Origin of the sequence: Serratia sp. HMSC15F11 (genome assembly GCF_001808215.1) — a bacterium.
Classification (GTDB): domain Bacteria; phylum Pseudomonadota; class Gammaproteobacteria; order Enterobacterales; family Enterobacteriaceae; genus Serratia; species Serratia nevei.
This window is the reverse complement of the sequence record NZ_KV792422.1, coordinates 38,428-58,394: the sequence shown is the minus strand read 5'-3', so window position 1 is coordinate 58,394 and position 19,967 is coordinate 38,428. Positions and strand designations below refer to the sequence as shown.

Below are 19,967 nucleotides of genomic sequence, written 5' to 3'. Positions count from 1 at the left end.
GATTAGACCCCGCTTCGGCGGGTTTTTTTTATGCTATTTTTTAGACCCTTGGACATTTGCCGGATGAGGCCGTTTTGAACAGCGAATTACTGTGGGTGCTGAGTTTACTGCTGATTGCCATCGTGCTGTTTACCACCAACAAGCTGCGCATGGACGTGGTGGCGCTGTTGGTGATTATCGCCTTCGTACTGAGCGGCACGCTCAGCCTGCAGGAGGCGACGGTCGGTTTCAGCGATCCCAACGTGATTTTGATCGCGGCGCTGTTCGTGATCGGTGAAGGGCTGGTGCGCACCGGCGTGGCCTATCAGGTGGGGGACTGGCTGGTGAAAGTGGCCGGCAGCAGCGAAACCAAAATGTTGATGCTGCTGATGGTCACGGTCGCCGGGCTGGGGGCGTTCATGAGCTCGACCGGCGTGGTGGCGATCTTTATCCCGGTGGTGCTCAGCGTGACGGCCAGAATGAAGATCGCACCGGGGCGGCTGATGATGCCGCTCAGCTTCGCCGGGCTGATCAGCGGCATGATGACGCTGGTGGCCACGCCGCCCAACATGGTGGTCAACAGCGAACTGGTGCGTGAAGGCATCCATGGTTTCGGTTTCTTCAGCGTGACGCCCATTGGCCTGGTGGTGCTGGCGCTGGGCGTCGGCTACATGCTGATCGCCCGGCGTTGGCTGGGCAGCGGTGAAACGGGCAAAGCCGGCGATGACTGGCAGCGCCGCACCTTCCGCGATTTGATCCGCGACTACAAGCTGACCGGCCGCGCGCGGCGGCTGGCTGTCCGCAGCGATTCGCCGCTGATCGGGCGTTCGCTGGATGAATTGCACCTGCGTGCGCGCTATGGCGCCAACGTGGTGGGCATCGAGCGCTGGAAACGCTTCCGGCGGGTGATGGTCAGCGCTTCCGGCAGCACCGAGCTGCGCGAGGGCGACGTTCTTTTGATCGACATGTCGGACAGCCAGGTCGATCTGCGCGAATTCTGCGGCGAGCAGCGGCTGGAGCCGATGGTGCTGCGTGGCGATTACTTCTCTGAACAGTCGCGCAACGTCGGCATGGCGGAAGTGTCGCTGATCCCGGACTCGGCGCTGCTGGGCAAAAGCTTGCGCGAAGCGGCGTTCCGCAGCCGCTACGATCTCAACGTGGTGGGCATCCGTCGCCACGGCGAGACGCTGGGCGGCAAGCTGGTGGACGAGCCGCTGGAGCTGGGCGACATTTTGCTGGTGATCGGCGACTGGAAGGCGATCCGTCAGCTGCAGGCCAAAACCCACGACTTTATCGTGCTCAACCTGCCGGCCGAGGTGGACGAAGTGGCACCGGCCATCACGCAGGCGCCGCACGCGCTGTTTTGCCTGGCGCTGATGGTGGCAATGATGTTGACTGACGAAATCCCCAACCCCATCGCGGCGCTGATCGCTTGTCTGCTGATGGGCAAGTTCCGCTGTATCGATATGGAGAGCGCCTATAAATCGATTCATTGGCCGAGCATCATTTTGATCGTCGGGATGATGCCGTTTGCGCAGGCGCTGCAAAAGACCGGCGGGGTGGATCTGATCGTCAGCGGGCTGATGGACGTCGCCGGCGGTGCGGGGCCGCGCGTGATGCTACTGTGCCTGTTCGTCTTGTGCGCCACCATCGGCCTGTTTATTTCCAACACCGCGACGGCGGTGCTGATGGCGCCGATCGCCATCGCCGCCGCGCGCGAAATGGGCGTCTCGCCATACCCGTTCGCGATGATTATCGCCATCGCCGCGTCCGCCGCCTTTATGACGCCGGTCTCTTCACCGGTCAACACGCTGGTGCTGGGGCCGGGCAATTACAAGTTCGGCGATTTCGTGCGTCTCGGCGTGCCGTTCACTCTGCTGGTGATGGCGGTCAGCGTGATTGTGGTGCCGTGGCTCTACGGCTTTTAACGGCGCAGCGAGGCTGCGCCGGCGGGATTACAGCGAACTGTCGAGGCTGATTTCGTCCAATGACAGGCTGAAGCTGGGAATGAACACGTCCATGAAGTAGTCCATTTCCGGGCTGCGGCGCTGTTCCAGAGTTTTATCCAGCCGCGCCTTGGCCAGGGTGAATTCGTTGTTGCCGGCAGAGAGTTCCTCCAGGCATTTCAGGTAGGCGCAGAGTGCGTCTGCCTGCTTCACTACCTGCTTTTCATCTTCGCTGTAGTAGTGCTCATCGAGAATGGTGCGGAAGTCGTTGCGCAGCTCCGCGGGGATCATGTCCAGCAGCTTTTGCTGGGCGATCTTTTCGATCTTCTTGTATTCATGGGCGATCTGCGGATTGTAGTACTTGATCGGCGTCGGCATGTCGCCGGTGATCACTTCGCTGGCGTCATGGTACATCGCCAGCAGCGCAACGCGGTCGGCGTTGAGGTTGCCGTTGAATTTGCGGTTCTTGATCACCGCCAACGCGTGGGCGACGAAAGCTACCTGCAGACTGTGTTCGGAGACGTTCTCGGTACGCACGTTGCGCATCAGCGGCCAGCGGTTGATCAGTTTCAGGCGGGATAGATGGGCGAAGAAATGGCTCTGGCTCATGGTGCTCTCTTTAACGGCAAGTGAGGGCCCCATTGTGAAGCAGTGACGGCGAATTTTGCAACCGGGCAATGAGAGAAGGGCGCAGCAAGGCGCTGCGCCCCAGGCGATTACTGGTGGTAACCTTCCAGGAAGCGGCCCAGCTTGCCGACCGCCATTTCCAGTTCGTCTACGCGCGGCAGGGTGACGATTCGCACGTGATCCGGGTAAGGCCAGTTGAACGCGGTGCCCTGCACCAGCAGCACTTTTTCCTGCAGCAGCAGGTCCAGCACCAGTTTCTGGTCGTCGTGGATGTTGAAGCGCTTGGCGTCGATGCGCGGGAACATGTACAGCGCGCCCTGAGGTTTTACGCAAGAGACGCCCGGAATGTCGTTGAGCAGTTCCCAGGTGCGGTTGCGCTGTTCGTACAGGCGGCCGCCGGGCTGAATGAATTCGCTGATGCTCTGATAACCGCCCAGCGCGGTTTGAATGGCGTGTTGCATTGGCACGTTGGCGCACAGGCGCATCGAAGCCAGCATCTCCAGCCCTTCGATATAGCCTTTGGCGTGCTTCTTCGGCCCGTTCAGCACCATCCAGCCCTGGCGGAAGCCCGCCACTCGGTAGGTTTTCGACAGGCCGTTGAAGGTCACGGTCAGCAGATCCGGCGCCAGCGCGGCGATCGAATGGTGCTCGGCTTCGTCATACAGGATCTTGTCGTAGATCTCGTCGGCGAAGATGATCAGGTTGTGTTGACGGGCGATCTCGACGATCTGTTCCAGCAGCGCTTTGCTGTAAACCGCGCCGGTCGGGTTGTTCGGGTTGATGATCACGATGCCGCGGGTGCGCGGGGTGATCTTGCTGATGATGTCGTCCAGATCCGGGAACCAGCCGGCCTGCTCATCGCACAGGTAGTGCACGGCCTTGCCGCCGGACAGCGATACCGCGGCGGTCCACAGCGGGTAGTCCGGCGCCGGCACCAGCATTTCGTCGCCGCTGTTGAGCAGCGCCTGCATGGATTGGACGATCAGCTCCGAGACGCCGTTGCCAATGTAGATATCCTCAACGGTCACGTCACGCATGTTGCGCGCCTGATAGTGCTGCATGATCGCTTTACGCGCCGAGAAGAGGCCTTTGGAATCGGAGTAGCCTTGCGCCGTGGGCAGATTGCGGATCACGTCGACCAGGATTTCGTCCGGGGCGTCGAAACCGAACGGGGCAGGGTTGCCGATGTTCAGTTTCAGGACTTTGTTGCCTTCTTCTTCAAGACGTTTAGCTTCTTTAAGCACCGGGCCGCGAATGTCATAGCAGACGTTGTCCAGTTTGCTGGATTTCTCAATGGGGGACATAAAAAGTTGAGCCTTTTGCTGGGATAGGGGCGCTCCTACCGTGGGACGCCGCAACCCGCCCAATGTACTCCTGGCGTAGTTGCTTTTGAAGGGTTTTGCACGCCTTTGGTGCAAATGCATGTCGTAACGGGGGATTTTAGTTATGATAAGCAAAGGTAAAGTTATTTTGTGGTTCATAATTTCATGAACTATAATTTTACTAGGGTTTTGTTCTGTAAAATCCCGCCTCGATAAACGCGACGTGCCGGCGATCGCGGCCGGCAGCAGTGAACTGATAAGCCGAAAGGGAGAATAGGCTTCAATAAACTGTAAAGGAACGATAATACCGGAGTTGTCTGATAGCGGGGAGTCAGTTAGCGCACCACACTAAGAAAAATGACATATTTACATTAGCTTTACTTTATATTTTATCTTAAGCATTGTTTATGTGGTTATAGGATTATTATTTAAAGCAAAAATCTTACTGATTGAATTTATTAAATTCATTGAGTGGTAACACGAAGTTGGTATCGTTAATTATTTATCTTTTTTGCTCTGTAATGCAGTCTGAACGCCGGTTGATAAGGGTTCTCAGTAGCACGAATGGAGTGGAAATTAGGCAGTATGAATGAGTAAAATCTCAGGTTCGGTGGGGGGGTTCCCTTTTCACCGGTATTCAGCTCCCCGCGTTCTATAAGCACCATCGATAGATCGCATTTTAAAAAGCGATAGAGGTAACGAATCATAAGTAATTTTTTTGCCCTCCACTTATGAGTGGGGTACTGTCATAACAGGCTCCGTCCTTTTCAACGGCGTCTGAGAAACACACCAGGGTAGTAGTTCGTAAATTAGAATTTAAAAAAGTGAAGAATACACTATGACAACTGCAAATCGTCCGATACTTAATCTCGACCTCGATCTGCTAAGAACCTTTGTTGCGGTTGCTGATTTGAATACCTTTGCGGCGGCGGCGGTTGCCGTATGCCGTACTCAATCAGCCGTCAGTCAACAAATGCAGCGATTAGAGCAACTGGTCGGCAAAGAACTGTTTGCCCGCCATGGGCGTAACAAACTCCTGACTGAGCATGGTATTCAGCTTCTCGGTTATGCCAGGAAGATCCTGCGCTTTAACGACGAAGCCTGTACCTCGCTGATGTACAACAATATTAAAGGTGTTCTGACCATCGGCGCTTCCGACGACACCGCCGATACCATTCTGCCTTTCCTGTTGAACCGCGTGACCGCCATCTATCCGAAGCTGGCCATTGACGTGCGCGTAAAGCGCAGCACGACGATGGTCGATCTGCTGGAAGAGGGCGAGATCGAGCTGGCGGTGACCACGGCCGATCCGGCCGGACATCCGCATATCGTGCTGCGCACATCGCCGACGCTGTGGTACTGTGCCGCCGATTACCACTATCAGGCGGGCGAACCGATCCCGTTGGTGGTGATGGATGAGCCAAGCCCGTTCCGTGCGCTGGCGATCAAGCAGCTGGACGAAGCCGGTATCCCGTGGCGTATCGCCTACGTCGCCTCCACGCTGTCCGCGGTGCGGGCGGCCTGTAAGGCCGGCTTGGGCGTGACCGCGCGGCCGATCGAGATGATGAGCCCCGATCTGCGGGTGCTGGGGGCGGTGGAAGGTTTGCCGCCGCTGCCGGATACCCAGTATGCGCTGTGCAAAAACGCGCAGTGCAGCAATGAGCTGGCGATGGCCATCTTCAGCGCAATGCAGGGCGGCAATGACGGTTATGGCTTCAACGGCGCGGAAGCTGGTCTCCAGGGCGATCAGGATGACGCCAGCCTGGTGGACGAAGAAGAATAACGCCGCGGCGTTAGCTCTGATGAAAACCTCTGCTTCGGCGGAGGTTTTTTTTGCCCTTTTTTTGGCTATTTTTACTGTTATAGGGATTTAATGACGATTTTGTTATGAGTTGGCTGTTTTATTAACTTTTAAGCGTCACTGAAAAGAGAGTTTGGCCGGGTTTAAGACGCTGAGTTTGTTTTTTGAGCAATAAGATTGAATGGGTTAAAGGCATGGTAATAGCAGGGTTATTTTGTTAGCTTATAGCGGCCGTTTTTGCGGCTTAATTTGAGGAAAATTGTTAAAGGGCCACACTTTTTTTGAGGATTTATGCTGAAAACGTGTCCTGGATCAAAAAAATACCCCTAGGTAGTGAGTGGAAGAACAGGGAATTCCTGAGACAATGGTATAGTAAAACTGAAATGTGCACGTTGGTTTATATCTATCTGTTTCTACACAAAAATTAACTGACACGATTTAGCCAGCCCCTGGCGCATCAAATGTTAATCAAATGATACGTATGTAAACTAGTGTGTAGATACTTTTGTCAAAGTTGACAAAAGGTTATAGAAAGGAGTAAAAAGCCCACAGAAAAACGCTGCCTAACTCGCTGTAAAAGCAGTTTGTTTGTGTGGTTATTTATCCTTCCCTTAAATCGATGTGGCGCACTAACTGCCGGTGACAAGAGCAGCGCGATCGACGCCACTTTTGATGAGTAAGCATAGAGTATGTCAACAACCACTGAAGTTATCGCTCATCACTGGGCGCTCGCCGTATTTCTCGTCGTGGCTATCGGGCTTTGCGGCTTAATGCTGCTGGGTGCGTTCTTCTTGGGTGGGAGAGCCCGGGCGCGCGCCAAACACACCCCGTTTGAATCAGGCATCGACTCGGTCGGTACGGCGCGCATGCGCTTGTCCGCCAAGTTCTACCTGGTGGCCATGTTCTTCGTTATTTTCGACGTTGAAGCCTTATACCTGTATGCCTGGTCGGTCTCGGTTCGCGAGAGCGGTTGGGTAGGCTTTATCGAAGCCGCCATTTTCATTTTGGTGCTATTGGCCGGTCTGGTTTATCTGGTGCGCATCGGCGCGTTGGATTGGACTCCGGCGCGTTCCCAACGCCGCAGCAAACCGAGCACGATCACTAACACCAACAGTCATCCGCAGTAACAGCGAGGCATTAAGATGGACTATACGCTCACCCGCATAGACCCGAACGGTGAGAACGACCGTTATCCCCTGCAAAAACAGGAGATCGTCGCCGATCCCCTGGAACAACAGGTCCACCGCACGGTTTACATGGGTAAACTCGAACATGCGCTGCATGACATGGTGAACTGGGGGCGTAAAAACTCTATTTGGCCGTATAACTTCGGCCTTTCGTGCTGTTACGTGGAGATGGTGACGTCGTTTACCGCCGTTCACGACGTGGCGCGTTTCGGTGCGGAAGTACTGCGCGCCTCCCCGCGTCAGGCTGACCTGATGGTGGTGGCCGGTACCTGTTTCACCAAGATGGCCCCGGTCATCCAACGCCTGTACGAGCAGATGCTGGAGCCTAAGTGGGTGATCTCGATGGGCGCCTGCGCCAACTCCGGCGGCATGTACGACATCTATTCCGTGGTGCAGGGCGTGGACAAGTTCCTGCCGGTCGACGTGTACATTCCCGGCTGCCCGCCGCGTCCGGAAGCCTACATGCAAGCGCTGATGCTGCTGCAGGAATCCATCGGCAAAGAACGTCGCCCGCTGTCGTGGGTTGTCGGCGATCAGGGCGTTTACCGCGCCAATATGCAGTCTGAAAGAGAGCGTAAACACGGCGAGCGTATCGCGGTGACCAACCTCCGGACGCCTGACGAGATTTAAGACGTTCATTTAACGTCCATCTTAGTGCGCTATTGGTTAACACAGCGAAAAGTGAAACTTGCGGCGAATAACCCTTTAGTGTGGTGAAAAAAATTATGACAGATTTGACGACGCACGACGCCTTGCCTGCCTGGCAGACCCGAGATCACCTTGACGACCCGGTGATCGGCGAACTGCGCAACCGTTTTGGGCCGGAAGCCTTTACTGTTCAGGCCACCCGTACCGGCATGCCCGTGGTATGGGTTAAACCTGACCAGTTGCTGGAAGTAATGACGTTCCTGAGAAAACAGCCGAAGCCGTATGTCATGCTGTTCGATCTGCATGGCGTGGACGAACGTCTTCGCACCCACCGCGACGGCCTGCCCGCTGCGGATTTCTCCGTTTTCTACCATCTGATTTCCATCGAACGCAACCGCGACATCATGCTGAAGGTGGCGCTGTCTGAAAAAGATCTGCACGTGCCGACGGCGACCAAGGTGTTCCCGAACGCCAACTGGTACGAGCGCGAAACCTGGGAAATGTTCGGCATCACCTTCGACGGCCACCCGCACCTGTCGCGCATCATGATGCCGCAGACTTGGGAAGGGCACCCGCTGCGCAAGGACTACCCGGCGCGCGCCACCGAATTCGATCCTTTTGTGCTGACCAAGCAGAAAGAAGATCTGGAGATGGAAGCGCTGACCTTCAAGCCGGAAGACTGGGGCATGAAGCGCGGTACCGAGAACGAAGACTTCATGTTCCTCAACCTCGGCCCGAACCACCCGTCCGCGCACGGTGCGTTCCGCATCATTCTGCAGCTGGACGGCGAAGAGATCGTCGACTGCGTGCCGGATATCGGCTATCACCACCGCGGCGCCGAGAAGATGGGCGAGCGTCAATCCTGGCACAGCTACATTCCGTACACCGACCGTATCGAGTACCTCGGCGGCTGCGTGAACGAAATGCCTTATGTGCTGGCGGTCGAGAAGCTGGCCGGCATCAAGGTGCCTGAGCGCGTCGACACCATCCGCGTGATGCTGTCCGAGCTGTTCCGCATCAACAGCCACCTGCTGTACATCTCCACCTTCATTCAGGACGTCGGCGCGATGACCCCGGTGTTCTTCGCCTTTACCGACCGTCAGAAAATCTACGATCTGGTGGAAGCAATCACCGGTTTCCGTATGCACCCGGCCTGGTTCCGCATCGGCGGCGTCGCGCACGATCTGCCGCGCGGCTGGGATCGCCTGCTGCGTGAATTCCTCGACTGGATGCCGAAGCGTCTGGACTCCTACGTGAAAGCGGCGCTGAAGAACAGCATCCTGAAAGGCCGTTCCATCGGCGTAGCGTCTTACAACGCCAAAGAAGCGCTGGAGTGGGGCGTAACCGGCGCCGGCCTGCGTGCCACTGGCGTCGAGTTCGACGTGCGTAAATGGCGTCCGTACTCCGGCTACGAGAACTTCGACTTCGAAGTGCCGGTCGGCGACGGCACCAGCGACTGCTACACCCGCGTGATGCTGAAGGTGGAAGAGCTGCGCCAGAGCCTGCGCATCCTCGAGCAGTGCCTGAACAACATGCCGGAAGGCCCGTTCAAGGCCGATCACCCGCTGACCACGCCGCCGCCGAAAGAGCGCACGCTGCAGCATATTGAAACGCTGATCACCCACTTCCTGCAGGTTTCCTGGGGCCCGGTGATGCCAGCCAACGAATCATTCCAGATGATTGAAGCCACCAAAGGGATCAACAGCTACTACCTGACCAGCGACGGCAGCACCATGAGCTACCGCACCCGGGTACGTACGCCGAGCTTTGCGCACCTGCAGCAGATCCCATCGGTCATCCGTGGCAGCCTGGTTTCCGACCTGATCGTCTATCTGGGTAGTATCGATTTTGTAATGTCAGATGTGGACCGCTAACTATGCATGATCAAAAAGACAATCACGCAGTCAATGATGCGCTCGAGCCCATCAACGCAGCCGCTCCTCAGAGCGGCGTTGATGCATTTGTACTGAGCGCGGAAGAACGTGATGCGATCGAGCACGAAAAGCACCATTACGAGGATCCGCGCGCCGCTTCCATCGAAGCACTGAAAATTGTGCAGAAGCAGCGCGGCTGGGTTCCGGACGGTGCGATTTACGCCATCGCGGAAGTGCTGGGCATCCCCGCCAGCGACGTAGAAGGCGTGGCCACGTTCTACAGCCAGATTTTCCGTCAGCCAGTAGGACGTCACGTAATCCGTTATTGTGACAGCGTTGTCTGTCACATCACCGGTTACCAGGGCATTCAGGCCGCTATCGAGAAGAAGCTGAACATCAAGCCGGGTCAAACCACCTTTGATGGCCGCTTCACGCTGTTGCCGACCTGCTGTCTGGGCAACTGCGATAAAGGGCCGACCATGATGATTGATGAGGACACTCACAGTCAGCTGAAGCCTGAAGATATCGAGACGCTACTGGAGCAGTATCAATGACCAAGCACATTGTACGCACTCCCGAAACGCATCCGCTGACCTGGCGTCTGCGCGATGATAAGCAGCCGCTGTGGCTGGACGAGTACCGCAGCAAAAACGGCTATGCCGGCGCAGAAAAGGCCCTCAAAGGCCTGGCACCGGACGAGATCGTCAGCCTGGTGAAAGACTCCGGGCTGAAGGGACGCGGCGGCGCGGGCTTCTCCACCGGTTTGAAGTGGAGCCTGATGCCGAAGGACGAATCCATGAACATCCGTTACCTGCTGTGTAACGCCGATGAAATGGAGCCGGGCACTTATAAAGACCGCCTGCTGATGGAGCAGCTGCCGCACCTATTGGTGGAAGGCATGCTGATCTCCGCGTTCGCGCTGAAAGCCTACCGTGGGTACATCTTCCTTCGCGGTGAGTACATCGAAGCGGCGGCGCACCTGCGTCGCGCCATCGCGGAAGCCACCGAAGCCGGCTATCTGGGCAAGAACATTCTCGGCACCGGGTTCGATTTCGAGCTGATCGTGCACACCGGCGCCGGCCGTTACATCTGCGGCGAAGAAACCGCGCTGATCAACTCGCTGGAAGGCCGCCGCGCCAACCCGCGTTCCAAGCCGCCATTCCCGGCCAGCGCCGGCGTGTGGGGCAAGCCGACCTGCGTCAACAACGTCGAAACGCTGTGCAACGTGCCGGCCATTTTGGCGAACGGCGTGGAGTGGTACACCGGCATCTCCGGCAGTGAAGACAAAGGCACCAAGCTGATGGGCTTCTCCGGCCGGGTGAAAAATCCGGGCGTCTGGGAGCTGCCGTTCGGCACCACCGCGCGCGAGATCCTGGAAGACTACGCCGGCGGCATGCGCGACGGTCTGCGCTTCAAAGCCTGGCAGCCGGGCGGCGCGGGGACCGACTTCCTGACCGCCGATCACCTCGATCTGCCAATGGAATACGGCGCGATCGGCAAAGCCGGCAGCCGTCTCGGCACCGCGCTGGCGATGGCGGTAGACCACGAGATCGGCATGGTGCCGCTGGTGCGTAACCTGGAAGAGTTCTTCGCCCGCGAGTCCTGCGGCTGGTGTACGCCATGCCGCGACGGCCTGCCGTGGAGCGTGAAGATCCTGCGTGCGTTGGAAAACGGCGAAGGGCAGCCGGGGGATATCGAAACCCTCGAACAGCTGTGCCGTTCCCTCGGCCCGGGCAAAACCTTCTGCGCCCACGCGCCAGGTGCCGTAGAGCCACTGCAAAGCGCGATTAAATATTTCCGTGAAGAGTTCGAGGCGGGCATCGCCGTGCAGCACTTCGGCAATGCCCATGCGATTGGCGGCATTCAGCCGAACAATCTGCTGAAGCAGCGCTGGTAAGCCGACTCGCCCGAACACGGCCAGAATTTTTGATTAACGCCTGCCGCAAGGCAGGCCACTTGGAAGCATGCTGACTATGGCTACGATTCATGTAGACGGCAAAGAGTATGAGGTAGACGGAGCGGACAACCTGCTGCAGGCTTGTCTTTCCCTCGGCCTTGATATTCCTTACTTTTGCTGGCATCCGGCGCTGGGAAGCGTCGGCGCTTGCCGCCAATGTGCGGTAAAGCAATACCAAAACGCGGAAGATACGCGCGGCCGTTTGGTGATGTCCTGTATGACCCCGGCATCCGACGGCACCTTCATCTCCATCGATGACGGTGAAGCGAAGCAGTTCCGTGAAAGCGTGGTCGAGTGGTTGATGACCAACCACCCGCACGATTGCCCGGTCTGTGAAGAAGGCGGTAACTGTCACCTGCAGGATATGACGGTAATGACCGGCCACAGCTTCCGCCGCTACCGCTTCACCAAGCGCACCCACAATAATCAGGAGCTGGGGCCGTTTATCTCGCACGAGATGAACCGCTGCATCGCCTGCTACCGGTGCGTGCGTTACTACAAAGACTATGCGGACGGCACCGACTTCGGCGTGTACGGCGCGCACGACAACGTCTACTTCGGTCGCCCGGAAAGCGGCACGCTGGAAAGCGAGTTCTCCGGCAACCTGGTGGAAGTGTGCCCGACCGGCGTATTCACCGACAAAACGCACTCCGAACGCTACAACCGTAAATGGGACATGCAGTTCGCGCCGAGCATTTGCCAGCAGTGCAGCATCGGCTGTAACACCAGCCCGGGCGAACGCTATGGCGAGCTGCGCCGTATCGAAAACCGTTACAACGGCAGCGTGAACCACTACTTCCTGTGCGACCGCGGCCGTTTCGGTTACGGCTACGTCAACCAGAAAGATCGTCCGCGTCAACCGCAGCAGCTGCGCGGCGATGACTGGATCACCCTGAACGCCGAGCAGGCGATGCAGGGCGCGGCGGACATCCTGCGTCAGGCGAAGAAAACCATCGGCATCGGCTCCCCGCGCGCCAGCCTGGAAAGCAACTTCGCACTGCGCGAGCTGGTCGGCGCCGAGAACTACTACACCGGTATCGCTCAGGCGGAGCAATCACGCCTGGCGCTGATGCTGAACGTGCTGAAAAACGGCGGCGTCCATACGCCGGCGCTGCGTGAGATCGAAGATTACGACGCGGTGCTGGTGCTGGGCGAAGACCTGACGCAAACCGGTGCGCGTATCGCGCTGTCCGTGCGCCAGGCCGTCAAGGGGAAAGCCCGCGCGATGGCGGCGGCGCAACGCGTGGCCGACTGGCAGATCGCGGCGGTGCAGAACATCGGTCAGCACGCCAAGTACCCGCTGTTCACCACCAACGTCGACAACACCCGTCTGGACGACATCGCCGCCTGGAACTACCGCGCGCCGGTGGACGAACAGGCGCGCTTCGGCTTCGCCATCGCTCACGCGCTGGACAGCGCGGCGCCGGCGGTCAACGATCTGGCTGAAGGCCTGAACAAGAAAGTCGATATCATCGTGCAGGCGCTGACCGGCGCACGCAAACCGCTGATCGTGACCGGCAGCAACGCCGGCAGCGAAGCCATCATCGAAGCGGCGGCCAACATCGCCAAAGCGTTGAAGGGCCGCGGTTCCGATGTCGGCATCACCTTCGTGGCGGGCGCAGCCAACAGCATGGGCCTGGCGATGATCGGCGGCGGTTCGCTCGATCAGGCGCTGGAACAGCTGGCGAGCGGCGCAGCCGACACCGCCATCGTGATGGAAAACGATCTCTATCGTCATGCGCCGGCGGCGCAGGTGGATGCAGCGTTGGCCAAGGTCAACAACCTGATCGTCGCCGACCACCAGCGCACCGCGATCATGGACAAAGCCAACCTGATCCTCTCCTCGGCCAGCTTCGCCGAGAGCGACGGTACGCTGATCAACCAGGAAGGCCGCGCGCAGCGCTTCTTCCAGGTATACGATCCGGCTTACTACGACGACGCCAAGAAGAATCAGTTCACCGTGATGCTGGAAAGCTGGCGCTGGATGCACTCGCTGCACTCCACCTACACCAGCCGCCACGTGGACTGGACCCAGCTCGATGACGTGATCGCCGCTTGCGTCGCCGCGTTGCCGCAGCTGCAGGGCATCGTCGATGCCGCGCCGGACGCGACTTTCCGCATTCGCGGTCAGAAGCTGGCGCGTTCGCCGCACCGTTCCAGCGGCCGTACCGCCATGCGCGCCAACATCAGCGTGCACGAGCCGCGTCAGCCGCAGGATAAAGACACCATGTTCGCCTTCTCGATGGAAGGGAACAACAGCCCGCTGGCCGATCGTCAGCAGATCCCGTTCGCCTGGGCGCCAGGCTGGAACTCACCGCAGGCATGGAACAAGTTCCAGGCCGAAGTGGGCGGCAAACTGCGCCACGGCGATCCGGGCGTGCGCCTGATCGAAGCGGGGGAGGGCAGCCTCGGTTACTTCGACCGCGTACCAGCCGCCTTCAATCCGAACGACGGCTGGCGTGTCGCGCCTTACTACCACCTGTTCGGCAGCGATGAAATGTCGCAGCGCTCTCACGTGATCCAGCAGCGCATGCCGGAAGCCTACGTGATGGTCAACCCGGCCGACGCGGCGACGCTTGGCGTCAACGCAGGCAGCCTGGTGGAGTTCAGCTGTGCGGGCCAGACCCTGCGTCTGCCGGTGCGTCTGAGTGAAACCCTGACCCAGGGCCAGGTTGGTTTGCCGCTCGGCTTGCCAGGGATCCCGCCGATCTTGGTGGGTGCTAAGGTAGACAATCTGCGGGAGGCGGCACGATGAGCTGGTTTACCCCTGAGGTGATCGACATTCTGATCGCCGTACTTAAAGCGGTCGTGATCCTGTTGGTGGTCGTGGCGTGCGGGGCGTTAATGAGCTTCGGCGAACGCCGCCTGCTCGGCCTGTTCCAGAACCGTTACGGACCGAACCGCGTAGGCTGGGGCGGCTCGCTGCAGCTGGTCGCCGACATGATCAAAATGTTCTTCAAGGAAGACTGGGTGCCGAGATTCTCCGACCGGGTGATCTTCACCCTGGCGCCGATGATCGCCTTTACTTCCCTGTTGCTGGCATTTGCCATCGTTCCGGTCAGCCCGACCTGGGCGGTGTCCGATCTCAACATCGGTATTCTGTTCTTCCTGATGATGGCCGGCCTGGCGGTGTACGCCGTGCTGTTCGCCGGCTGGTCGAGCAACAACAAATACTCGCTGTTGGGCGCGATGCGCGCCTCCGCGCAAACCCTGAGCTACGAAGTGTTCATCGGTCTGTCGCTGATGGGCGTGGTGATGCAGGCGGGTTCGTTCAACATGCAGGCCATCGTTGAATCCCAGGCGCACGTCTGGAACGTCATTCCGCAGTTCTTCGGCTTCGTGACCTTCGCGATCGCCGGCGTGGCGGTGTGCCACCGTCACCCGTTTGACCAGCCGGAAGCCGAGCAGGAACTGGCTGACGGTTACCACATCGAATACTCCGGCATGAAGTTCGGTCTGTTCTTCGTGGGGGAATACATCGGTATCGTCACCGTGTCCGCCCTGATTGTGACGTTGTTCTTCGGCGGCTGGCAGGGTCCGTTCCTGCCGCCATTCATCTGGTTCGCGTTGAAAACGGCCTTCTTCATGATGATGTTCATCCTGATCCGCGCCTCGCTGCCGCGTCCGCGTTATGACCAGGTGATGTCTTTCGGCTGGAAAGTGTGCCTGCCGCTGACGCTGCTGAACCTGCTGGCAACCGCCGCGGTCATTTTGTACAACGCTCAATAAGGGGTGAATAAACCATGACATTGAAAGAGTTAGTGGTTGGTTTCGGCACCCAGGTGCGCAGCATTTGGATGATTGGCATGCATGCCTTCGCCAAGCGCGAAACCCAGATGTATCCGGAAGAACCGGTTTACCTACCGCCGCGCTACCGTGGCCGCATCGTGCTGACGCGCGATCCGGACGGCGAAGAGCGCTGCGTCGCCTGTAACCTGTGTGCGGTGGCCTGCCCGGTCGGCTGTATCTCGCTGCAAAAAGCGGAGCAGAAAGACGGCCGTTGGTATCCGGAGTTCTTCCGCATCAACTTCTCGCGCTGCATTTTCTGTGGCCTGTGCGAAGAGGCTTGCCCGACTACCGCTATCCAGCTGACGCCGGATTTCGAACTGGGTGAGTACAAGCGTCAGGATCTGGTGTACGAAAAAGAAGATCTGTTGATCTCGGGGCCGGGTAAATATCCGGAATATAACTTCTACCGGATGGCCGGTATGGCGATTGACGGCAAAGCCAAAGGCGAAGCCGAAAACGAAGCCAAACCGATCGACGTCAAAGGTCTGTTGCCCTAAGGAGCCAGCAAGCATGGAAATTGCATTTTACCTGGCAGGTTTGATTGCGGTGGCCGCGACGATTCGCGTGATCACCCATACCAACCCTGTGCATGCGCTGCTGTATCTGATCGTCTCGTTATTGGCGATCTCGGCAGTCTTCTTCTCGCTCGGCGCCTACTTTGCCGCCGCGTTGGAAATCATCGTCTATGCGGGCGCCATCATGGTGCTGTTCGTGTTCGTGGTGATGATGCTGAACCTCGGCAACGTGCAGCAGCAAGAGCGCGACTGGATGAAGCCGACGGTGTGGATCGGGCCTGGCCTGTTGTCGCTGGCGCTGCTGGTGGTATTGATCGTCGCGATCCGCAGCGTATCCGACCAGGGTGTCAGCGGCGAGATGGTCGACGCGAAGGCGGTGGGCATCAGCCTGTTCGGGCCTTACGTACTGGCGGTTGAGCTGGCTTCAATGCTGCTGTTGGCGGGTCTGGTTGTCGCCTTCCATATCGGCCGCGAGCACAAGCCTGGCGAGGTGCTGAGCAACGCGCCGGCGAGTGGCGAAATGGCGAGAAGAAAATCGGAGGAGCAAGCATGATCCCTCTTCAACACGGCCTGATCCTGGCGGCTATCCTGTTTGTGCTCGGGCTGACCGGGCTGCTGGTGCGCCGCAACCTGCTGTTTATGCTGATCAGCCTGGAAGTGATGATCAACGCTGCGGCGTTGGCGTTTATCGTGGCGGGAAGCTACTGGGGCCAGGCGGACGGTCAGGTGATGTACATCCTGGCGATCAGCCTGGCGGCAGCCGAGGCCAGTATCGGCCTGGCGCTGCTGCTGCAGCTCTACCGTCGTCGTCATACCCTGAATATTGATACTGTCAGTGAGATGCGCGGATGAACCTATTATATTTAACAATTCTGCTACCGCTGATCGGGTTCCTGCTGTTGGCATTTTCCCGCGGCCGTTGGTCTGAGAACACGGCGGCTACCGTCGGCGTGGGCTCTATCGGCCTGGCTGCGCTGGTCACGGTGTATGTGGCGATGGATTTCTTCGCCCAGAAAGCCGCCGGCGTGCAGCTGTTCGAGCAAAGCCTGTGGACCTGGATGGCCGTCGGCAACTTCAATATCGGCGTGACCCTGGTGCTGGACGGCCTGTCGCTGACCATGCTGTCGGTGGTCACCGGCGTCGGCTTCTTCATCCACATGTTCGCTTCCTGGTACATGCGCGGTGAAGAGGGCTATTCGCGCTTCTTCGCTTACACCAACCTGTTTATCGCCAGCATGGTGGTCTTGGTGCTGGCGGACAACCTGCTGCTGATGTATCTGGGTTGGGAAGGCGTGGGCCTGTGCAGCTACCTGTTGATCGGCTTCTACTACAAAGATCCGGCCAACGGCGCGGCGGCGATGAAAGCCTTCATCGTGACCCGCGTGGGCGACGTGTTCCTGGCGTTCGCACTGTTCATCCTCTACAACGAGCTGGGCACGCTGAATATCCGCGAGCTGATGATCCTGGCACCGCAGAAACTGGCGGTGGGCGATACGGCCATCACCTGGGCGACCCTGATGCTGCTGGGCGGCGCGGTCGGTAAATCGGCGCAGCTGCCGTTGCAAACCTGGTTGGCGGACGCGATGGCGGGCCCAACCCCGGTTTCCGCACTGATCCACGCGGCGACCATGGTGACCGCGGGCGTCTATCTGATCGCCCGTACGCACGGCCTGTTCCTGATGGCGCCGGAAGTGCTGCACCTGGTGGGCATCGTCGGTGCGGTCACTCTGCTGCTGGCCGGCTTCGCCGCGCTGGTGCAGACCGACATCAAGCGCGTGCTCGCTTACTCCACCATGAGCCAGATCGGTTACATGTTCCTGGCGCTGGGCGTGCAGGCATGGGACGCGGCGATCTTCCACCTGATGACCCACGCGTTCTTCAAGGCGCTGCTGTTCCTGTCGTCCGGTTCGGTGATCCTGGCTTGCCACCACGAGCAAAACATCTTCAAGATGGGCGGCCTGCGCAAGAGCATCCCGCTGGTGTACGTCTGCTTCCTGGTGGGTGGCGCGGCGCTGTCTGCGTTGCCGCTGGTCACGGCCGGCTTCTTCAGTAAGGATGAGATCCTGGCGGGCGCGATGGCCAACGGCCACATCAACCTGATGGTGGCCGGCCTGGTCGGTGCGTTCATGACCTCGCTGTACACCTTCCGTATGATTTTCATCGTGTTCCATGGCGAAGAGAAAATCAAAGCGCATGCCGGTAAAGGCATAACTCACCACCTGCCGCTGCTGGTTCTGCTGGTGCTGTCCACCTTCGTCGGCGCGATGATCGTGCCGCCGTTGCAAGGCGTGCTGCCGGATACGACCGAGCTGGCGCACGGCAGCGTGCTGACGCTTGAAATCACCTCCGGCGTGGTAGCTATCGTCGGCATTCTGCTGGCGGCCGCGCTGTGGCTGGGCAAACGCAGCCTGGTCAACAGCATCGCCAACAGCGCGCCGGGACGTTTCTTCTCGACCTGGTGGTTCCATGCCTGGGGCTTCGACTGGCTGTATGACAAAGTGTTCGTCAAGCCGTACCTGGGCATTGCGAAGCTGCTGCAGCGCGATCCGCTGAACTCGCTGATGAACCTGCCGGCCGTCTTCTCCCGCTGGGGGAACCGCGGTCTGACGGTGAGCGAGAACGGCCAGGTGCGTTGGTATATAGCGTCTATGGGTGTGGGTGCAGTGGTCGTATTGGCTCTGTTGATTTTGGTTTAATTGAATAATTTAAACAGACGCATTTTTCGGGCGTAGCGCCGGGCAGGCGCTACGTACAAAGTTTGAAATTATTCGTATAAGGGACACAAAACGCCATGCTATTACCTTGGCTAATTCTTATCCCCTTTATCGGCGGTCTGCTGTGCTGGCAGCTTGAGCGCTTCGGTACTAAGGTGCCGCGCTGGATAGCGCTGATCGCAATGGGGCTGACGTTGGCGCTCTCTCTGCAGCTGTGGATGCAGGGCGGCTATACCTTGACCACGCCGAAAGGCATTCCGCAGTGGCAGAGCGAATTCCTGCTGCCGTGGATCCCGCGCTTCGGCATCTCCATCCACCTTGCGCTGGACGGTCTGTCGCTGCTGATGGTGGTGTTGACCGGTCTGCTGGGCGTGCTGGCGATCCTCTGTTCCTGGCGTGAAATCCAGAAGTATCAGGGCTTCTTCCACCTCAACCTGCTGTGGATCCTGGGCGGCGTTATCGGCGTGTTCCTCGCCATCGACATGTTCCTGTTCTTCTTCTTCTGGGAAATGATGTTGGTGCCGATGTACTTCCTGATCGCGCTGTGGGGCCACAAGGCGTCGGACGGTAAAACCCGTATCACCGCGGCGACCAAGTTCTTCATCTACACCCAGGCCAGCGGTCTGGTGATGCTGATTGCGATCCTGGGCCTGGTGTTTGTGCACTACAACGCGACCGGCGTGTGGACCTTCGATTACGAAGACCTGCTGCAAACGCCGATGTCCCACAACGTGCAATATCTGTTGATGCTGGGCTTCTTCATCGCCTTCGCGGTGAAAATGCCGGTGGTGCCGCTGCACGGCTGGTTGCCGGACGCGCACAGCCAGGCACCGACCGCAGGTTCCGTCGACCTGGCGGGCATCTTGCTGAAAACGGCGGCCTACGGCCTGCTGCGTTTCAGCCTGCCGCTGTTCCCTGAGGCTTCGCACGAGTTTGCGCCAATCGCTATGTGGCTGGGCGTGATCGGCATCTTCTACGGTGCCTGGATGGCATTCGCGCAGACCGACATCAAGCGTCTTATCGCCTATACCTCGGTCTCGCACATGGGCTTCGTGCTGATCGCCATCTACACCGGCAGCCAACTGGCTTACCAGGGCGCGGTGATCCAGATGATCGCGCACGGTCTGTCCGCCGCCGGTATGTTTATCATCTGCGGCCAGCTGTATGAGCGTCTGCATACCCGCGACATGCGTCAGATGGGCGGCCTGTGGGGGCGTATCAAGTTCATCCCTGCGCTGTCGCTGTTCTTCGCCGTGGCCACGCTGGGGATGCCGGGTACCGGTAACTTCGTCGGCGAATTCATGATTCTGTTCGGCAGCTACCAGGTGGTGCCGGTGATCACCGTGATTTCTACCTTCGGTCTGGTGTTCGCTTCGGTTTACTCGCTGATCATGATGCAGCGCGCTTACTACGGTGCGCCTAAATCCGACCAGCCGCTGCAGGGCATGACCGCGCGCGAACTGTTCATCATTCTACTGCTGGTGGTGTTGCTGGTTCTGCTGGGGGTTTACCCGCAGCCGATTCTGGATACTTCCAACGCGGCGATGAGCAACGTGCAACACTGGTTTGGTTCGTCAGTTTCAGCAATTTCAACAACAAGGCCGTAAT

The 19,967-nt window shown here is 58.7% G+C and carries 16 protein-coding genes; 14 read left to right on the top strand and 2 right to left on the bottom strand.

Translation table 11 applies throughout. From position 1 onward, the window contains the following. Positions 1–56: 56 nt before the first annotated feature. Entirely contained in the window at positions 57–1,907 is a 1,851-nt protein-coding gene (locus HMPREF3138_RS07480; protein ID WP_071605314.1) for an SLC13 family permease, read from the top strand. Positions 1,908–1,934: 27 nt separating this feature from the next. Here the strand turns inward: HMPREF3138_RS07480 and yfbR are convergent, their stop codons facing one another. Continuing rightward, positions 1,935–2,534, bottom strand: coding sequence for a 5'-deoxynucleotidase (gene yfbR / locus HMPREF3138_RS07475; RefSeq protein ID WP_025303666.1), 600 nt, complete (start codon positions 2,532–2,534; stop codon positions 1,935–1,937). Positions 2,535–2,641: 107 nt separating this feature from the next. Then, on the bottom strand, positions 2,642–3,856 hold the full coding sequence (locus HMPREF3138_RS07470; RefSeq protein ID WP_004936047.1) for a pyridoxal phosphate-dependent aminotransferase: 1,215 nt from the start codon (positions 3,854–3,856) through the stop codon (positions 2,642–2,644). Positions 3,857–4,712: 856 nt separating this feature from the next. On the opposite strand from HMPREF3138_RS07470, the gene lrhA reads away from it, so the two are divergent. The 13 genes from lrhA to nuoM all read left to right on the top strand — a co-directional run bounded on the left by lrhA (position 4,713) and on the right by nuoM (position 19,966). Then, positions 4,713–5,657, top strand: coding sequence for a transcriptional regulator LrhA (gene lrhA / locus HMPREF3138_RS07465; protein ID WP_038876408.1), 945 nt, complete (start codon positions 4,713–4,715; stop codon positions 5,655–5,657). 707 nt (positions 5,658–6,364) lie between these two features. Beyond that, positions 6,365–6,802: an NADH-quinone oxidoreductase subunit NuoA gene (gene nuoA / locus HMPREF3138_RS07460; RefSeq protein WP_025303663.1), complete on the top strand. Its 438-nt coding sequence runs from the start codon at positions 6,365–6,367 to the stop codon at positions 6,800–6,802. A 15-nt stretch (positions 6,803–6,817) separates the two neighbouring features. Further along, complete coding sequence (locus HMPREF3138_RS07455; RefSeq protein ID WP_004936039.1) at positions 6,818–7,492, top strand: NuoB/complex I 20 kDa subunit family protein; 675 nt, start codon at positions 6,818–6,820, stop codon at positions 7,490–7,492. A 95-nt stretch (positions 7,493–7,587) separates the two neighbouring features. After that, positions 7,588–9,384: an NADH-quinone oxidoreductase subunit C/D gene (gene nuoC, locus HMPREF3138_RS07450; RefSeq protein ID WP_004936036.1), complete on the top strand. Its 1,797-nt coding sequence runs from the start codon at positions 7,588–7,590 to the stop codon at positions 9,382–9,384. A gap of 2 nt (positions 9,385–9,386) precedes the next feature. Beyond that, complete coding sequence (gene nuoE / locus HMPREF3138_RS07445; protein WP_004936034.1) at positions 9,387–9,938, top strand: NADH-quinone oxidoreductase subunit NuoE; 552 nt, start codon at positions 9,387–9,389, stop codon at positions 9,936–9,938. Further along, the gene (nuoF, locus tag HMPREF3138_RS07440) at positions 9,935–11,281 is read left to right on the top strand and encodes an NADH-quinone oxidoreductase subunit NuoF (protein WP_004936030.1); all 1,347 of its coding nucleotides are present in this window, start codon (positions 9,935–9,937) and stop codon (positions 11,279–11,281) included. The genes nuoE and nuoF overlap by 4 nt, the downstream gene beginning before the upstream one ends. Before the next feature lie 76 nt (positions 11,282–11,357). Beyond that, entirely contained in the window at positions 11,358–14,096 is a 2,739-nt protein-coding gene (gene nuoG, locus HMPREF3138_RS07435) for an NADH-quinone oxidoreductase subunit NuoG (protein WP_048234759.1), read from the top strand. Continuing rightward, positions 14,093–15,070, top strand: a complete 978-nt coding sequence (nuoH, locus tag HMPREF3138_RS07430) for an NADH-quinone oxidoreductase subunit NuoH (RefSeq protein WP_038876403.1) — start codon at positions 14,093–14,095, stop codon at positions 15,068–15,070. Before nuoG ends, nuoH begins: the two co-directional genes overlap by 4 nt. Before the next feature lie 14 nt (positions 15,071–15,084). Further along, positions 15,085–15,627, top strand: coding sequence for an NADH-quinone oxidoreductase subunit NuoI (nuoI, locus tag HMPREF3138_RS07425; RefSeq protein ID WP_025160170.1), 543 nt, complete (start codon positions 15,085–15,087; stop codon positions 15,625–15,627). A 13-nt stretch (positions 15,628–15,640) separates the two neighbouring features. Then, entirely contained in the window at positions 15,641–16,198 is a 558-nt protein-coding gene (gene nuoJ / locus HMPREF3138_RS07420; protein WP_038876400.1) for an NADH-quinone oxidoreductase subunit J, read from the top strand. Continuing rightward, positions 16,195–16,497, top strand: a complete 303-nt coding sequence (gene nuoK / locus HMPREF3138_RS07415; protein WP_004936014.1) for an NADH-quinone oxidoreductase subunit NuoK — start codon at positions 16,195–16,197, stop codon at positions 16,495–16,497. Before nuoJ ends, nuoK begins: the two co-directional genes overlap by 4 nt. After that, positions 16,494–18,341, top strand: coding sequence for an NADH-quinone oxidoreductase subunit L (nuoL, locus tag HMPREF3138_RS07410; RefSeq protein ID WP_019453716.1), 1,848 nt, complete (start codon positions 16,494–16,496; stop codon positions 18,339–18,341). The genes nuoK and nuoL overlap by 4 nt, the downstream gene beginning before the upstream one ends. A gap of 95 nt (positions 18,342–18,436) precedes the next feature. Then, positions 18,437–19,966 carry an NADH-quinone oxidoreductase subunit M gene (nuoM, locus tag HMPREF3138_RS07405; protein ID WP_025303660.1) on the top strand — a complete coding sequence of 510 codons (1,530 nt, stop codon included), beginning with the start codon at positions 18,437–18,439 and terminating at the stop codon, positions 19,964–19,966. Position 19,967: the final 1 nt, after the last annotated feature.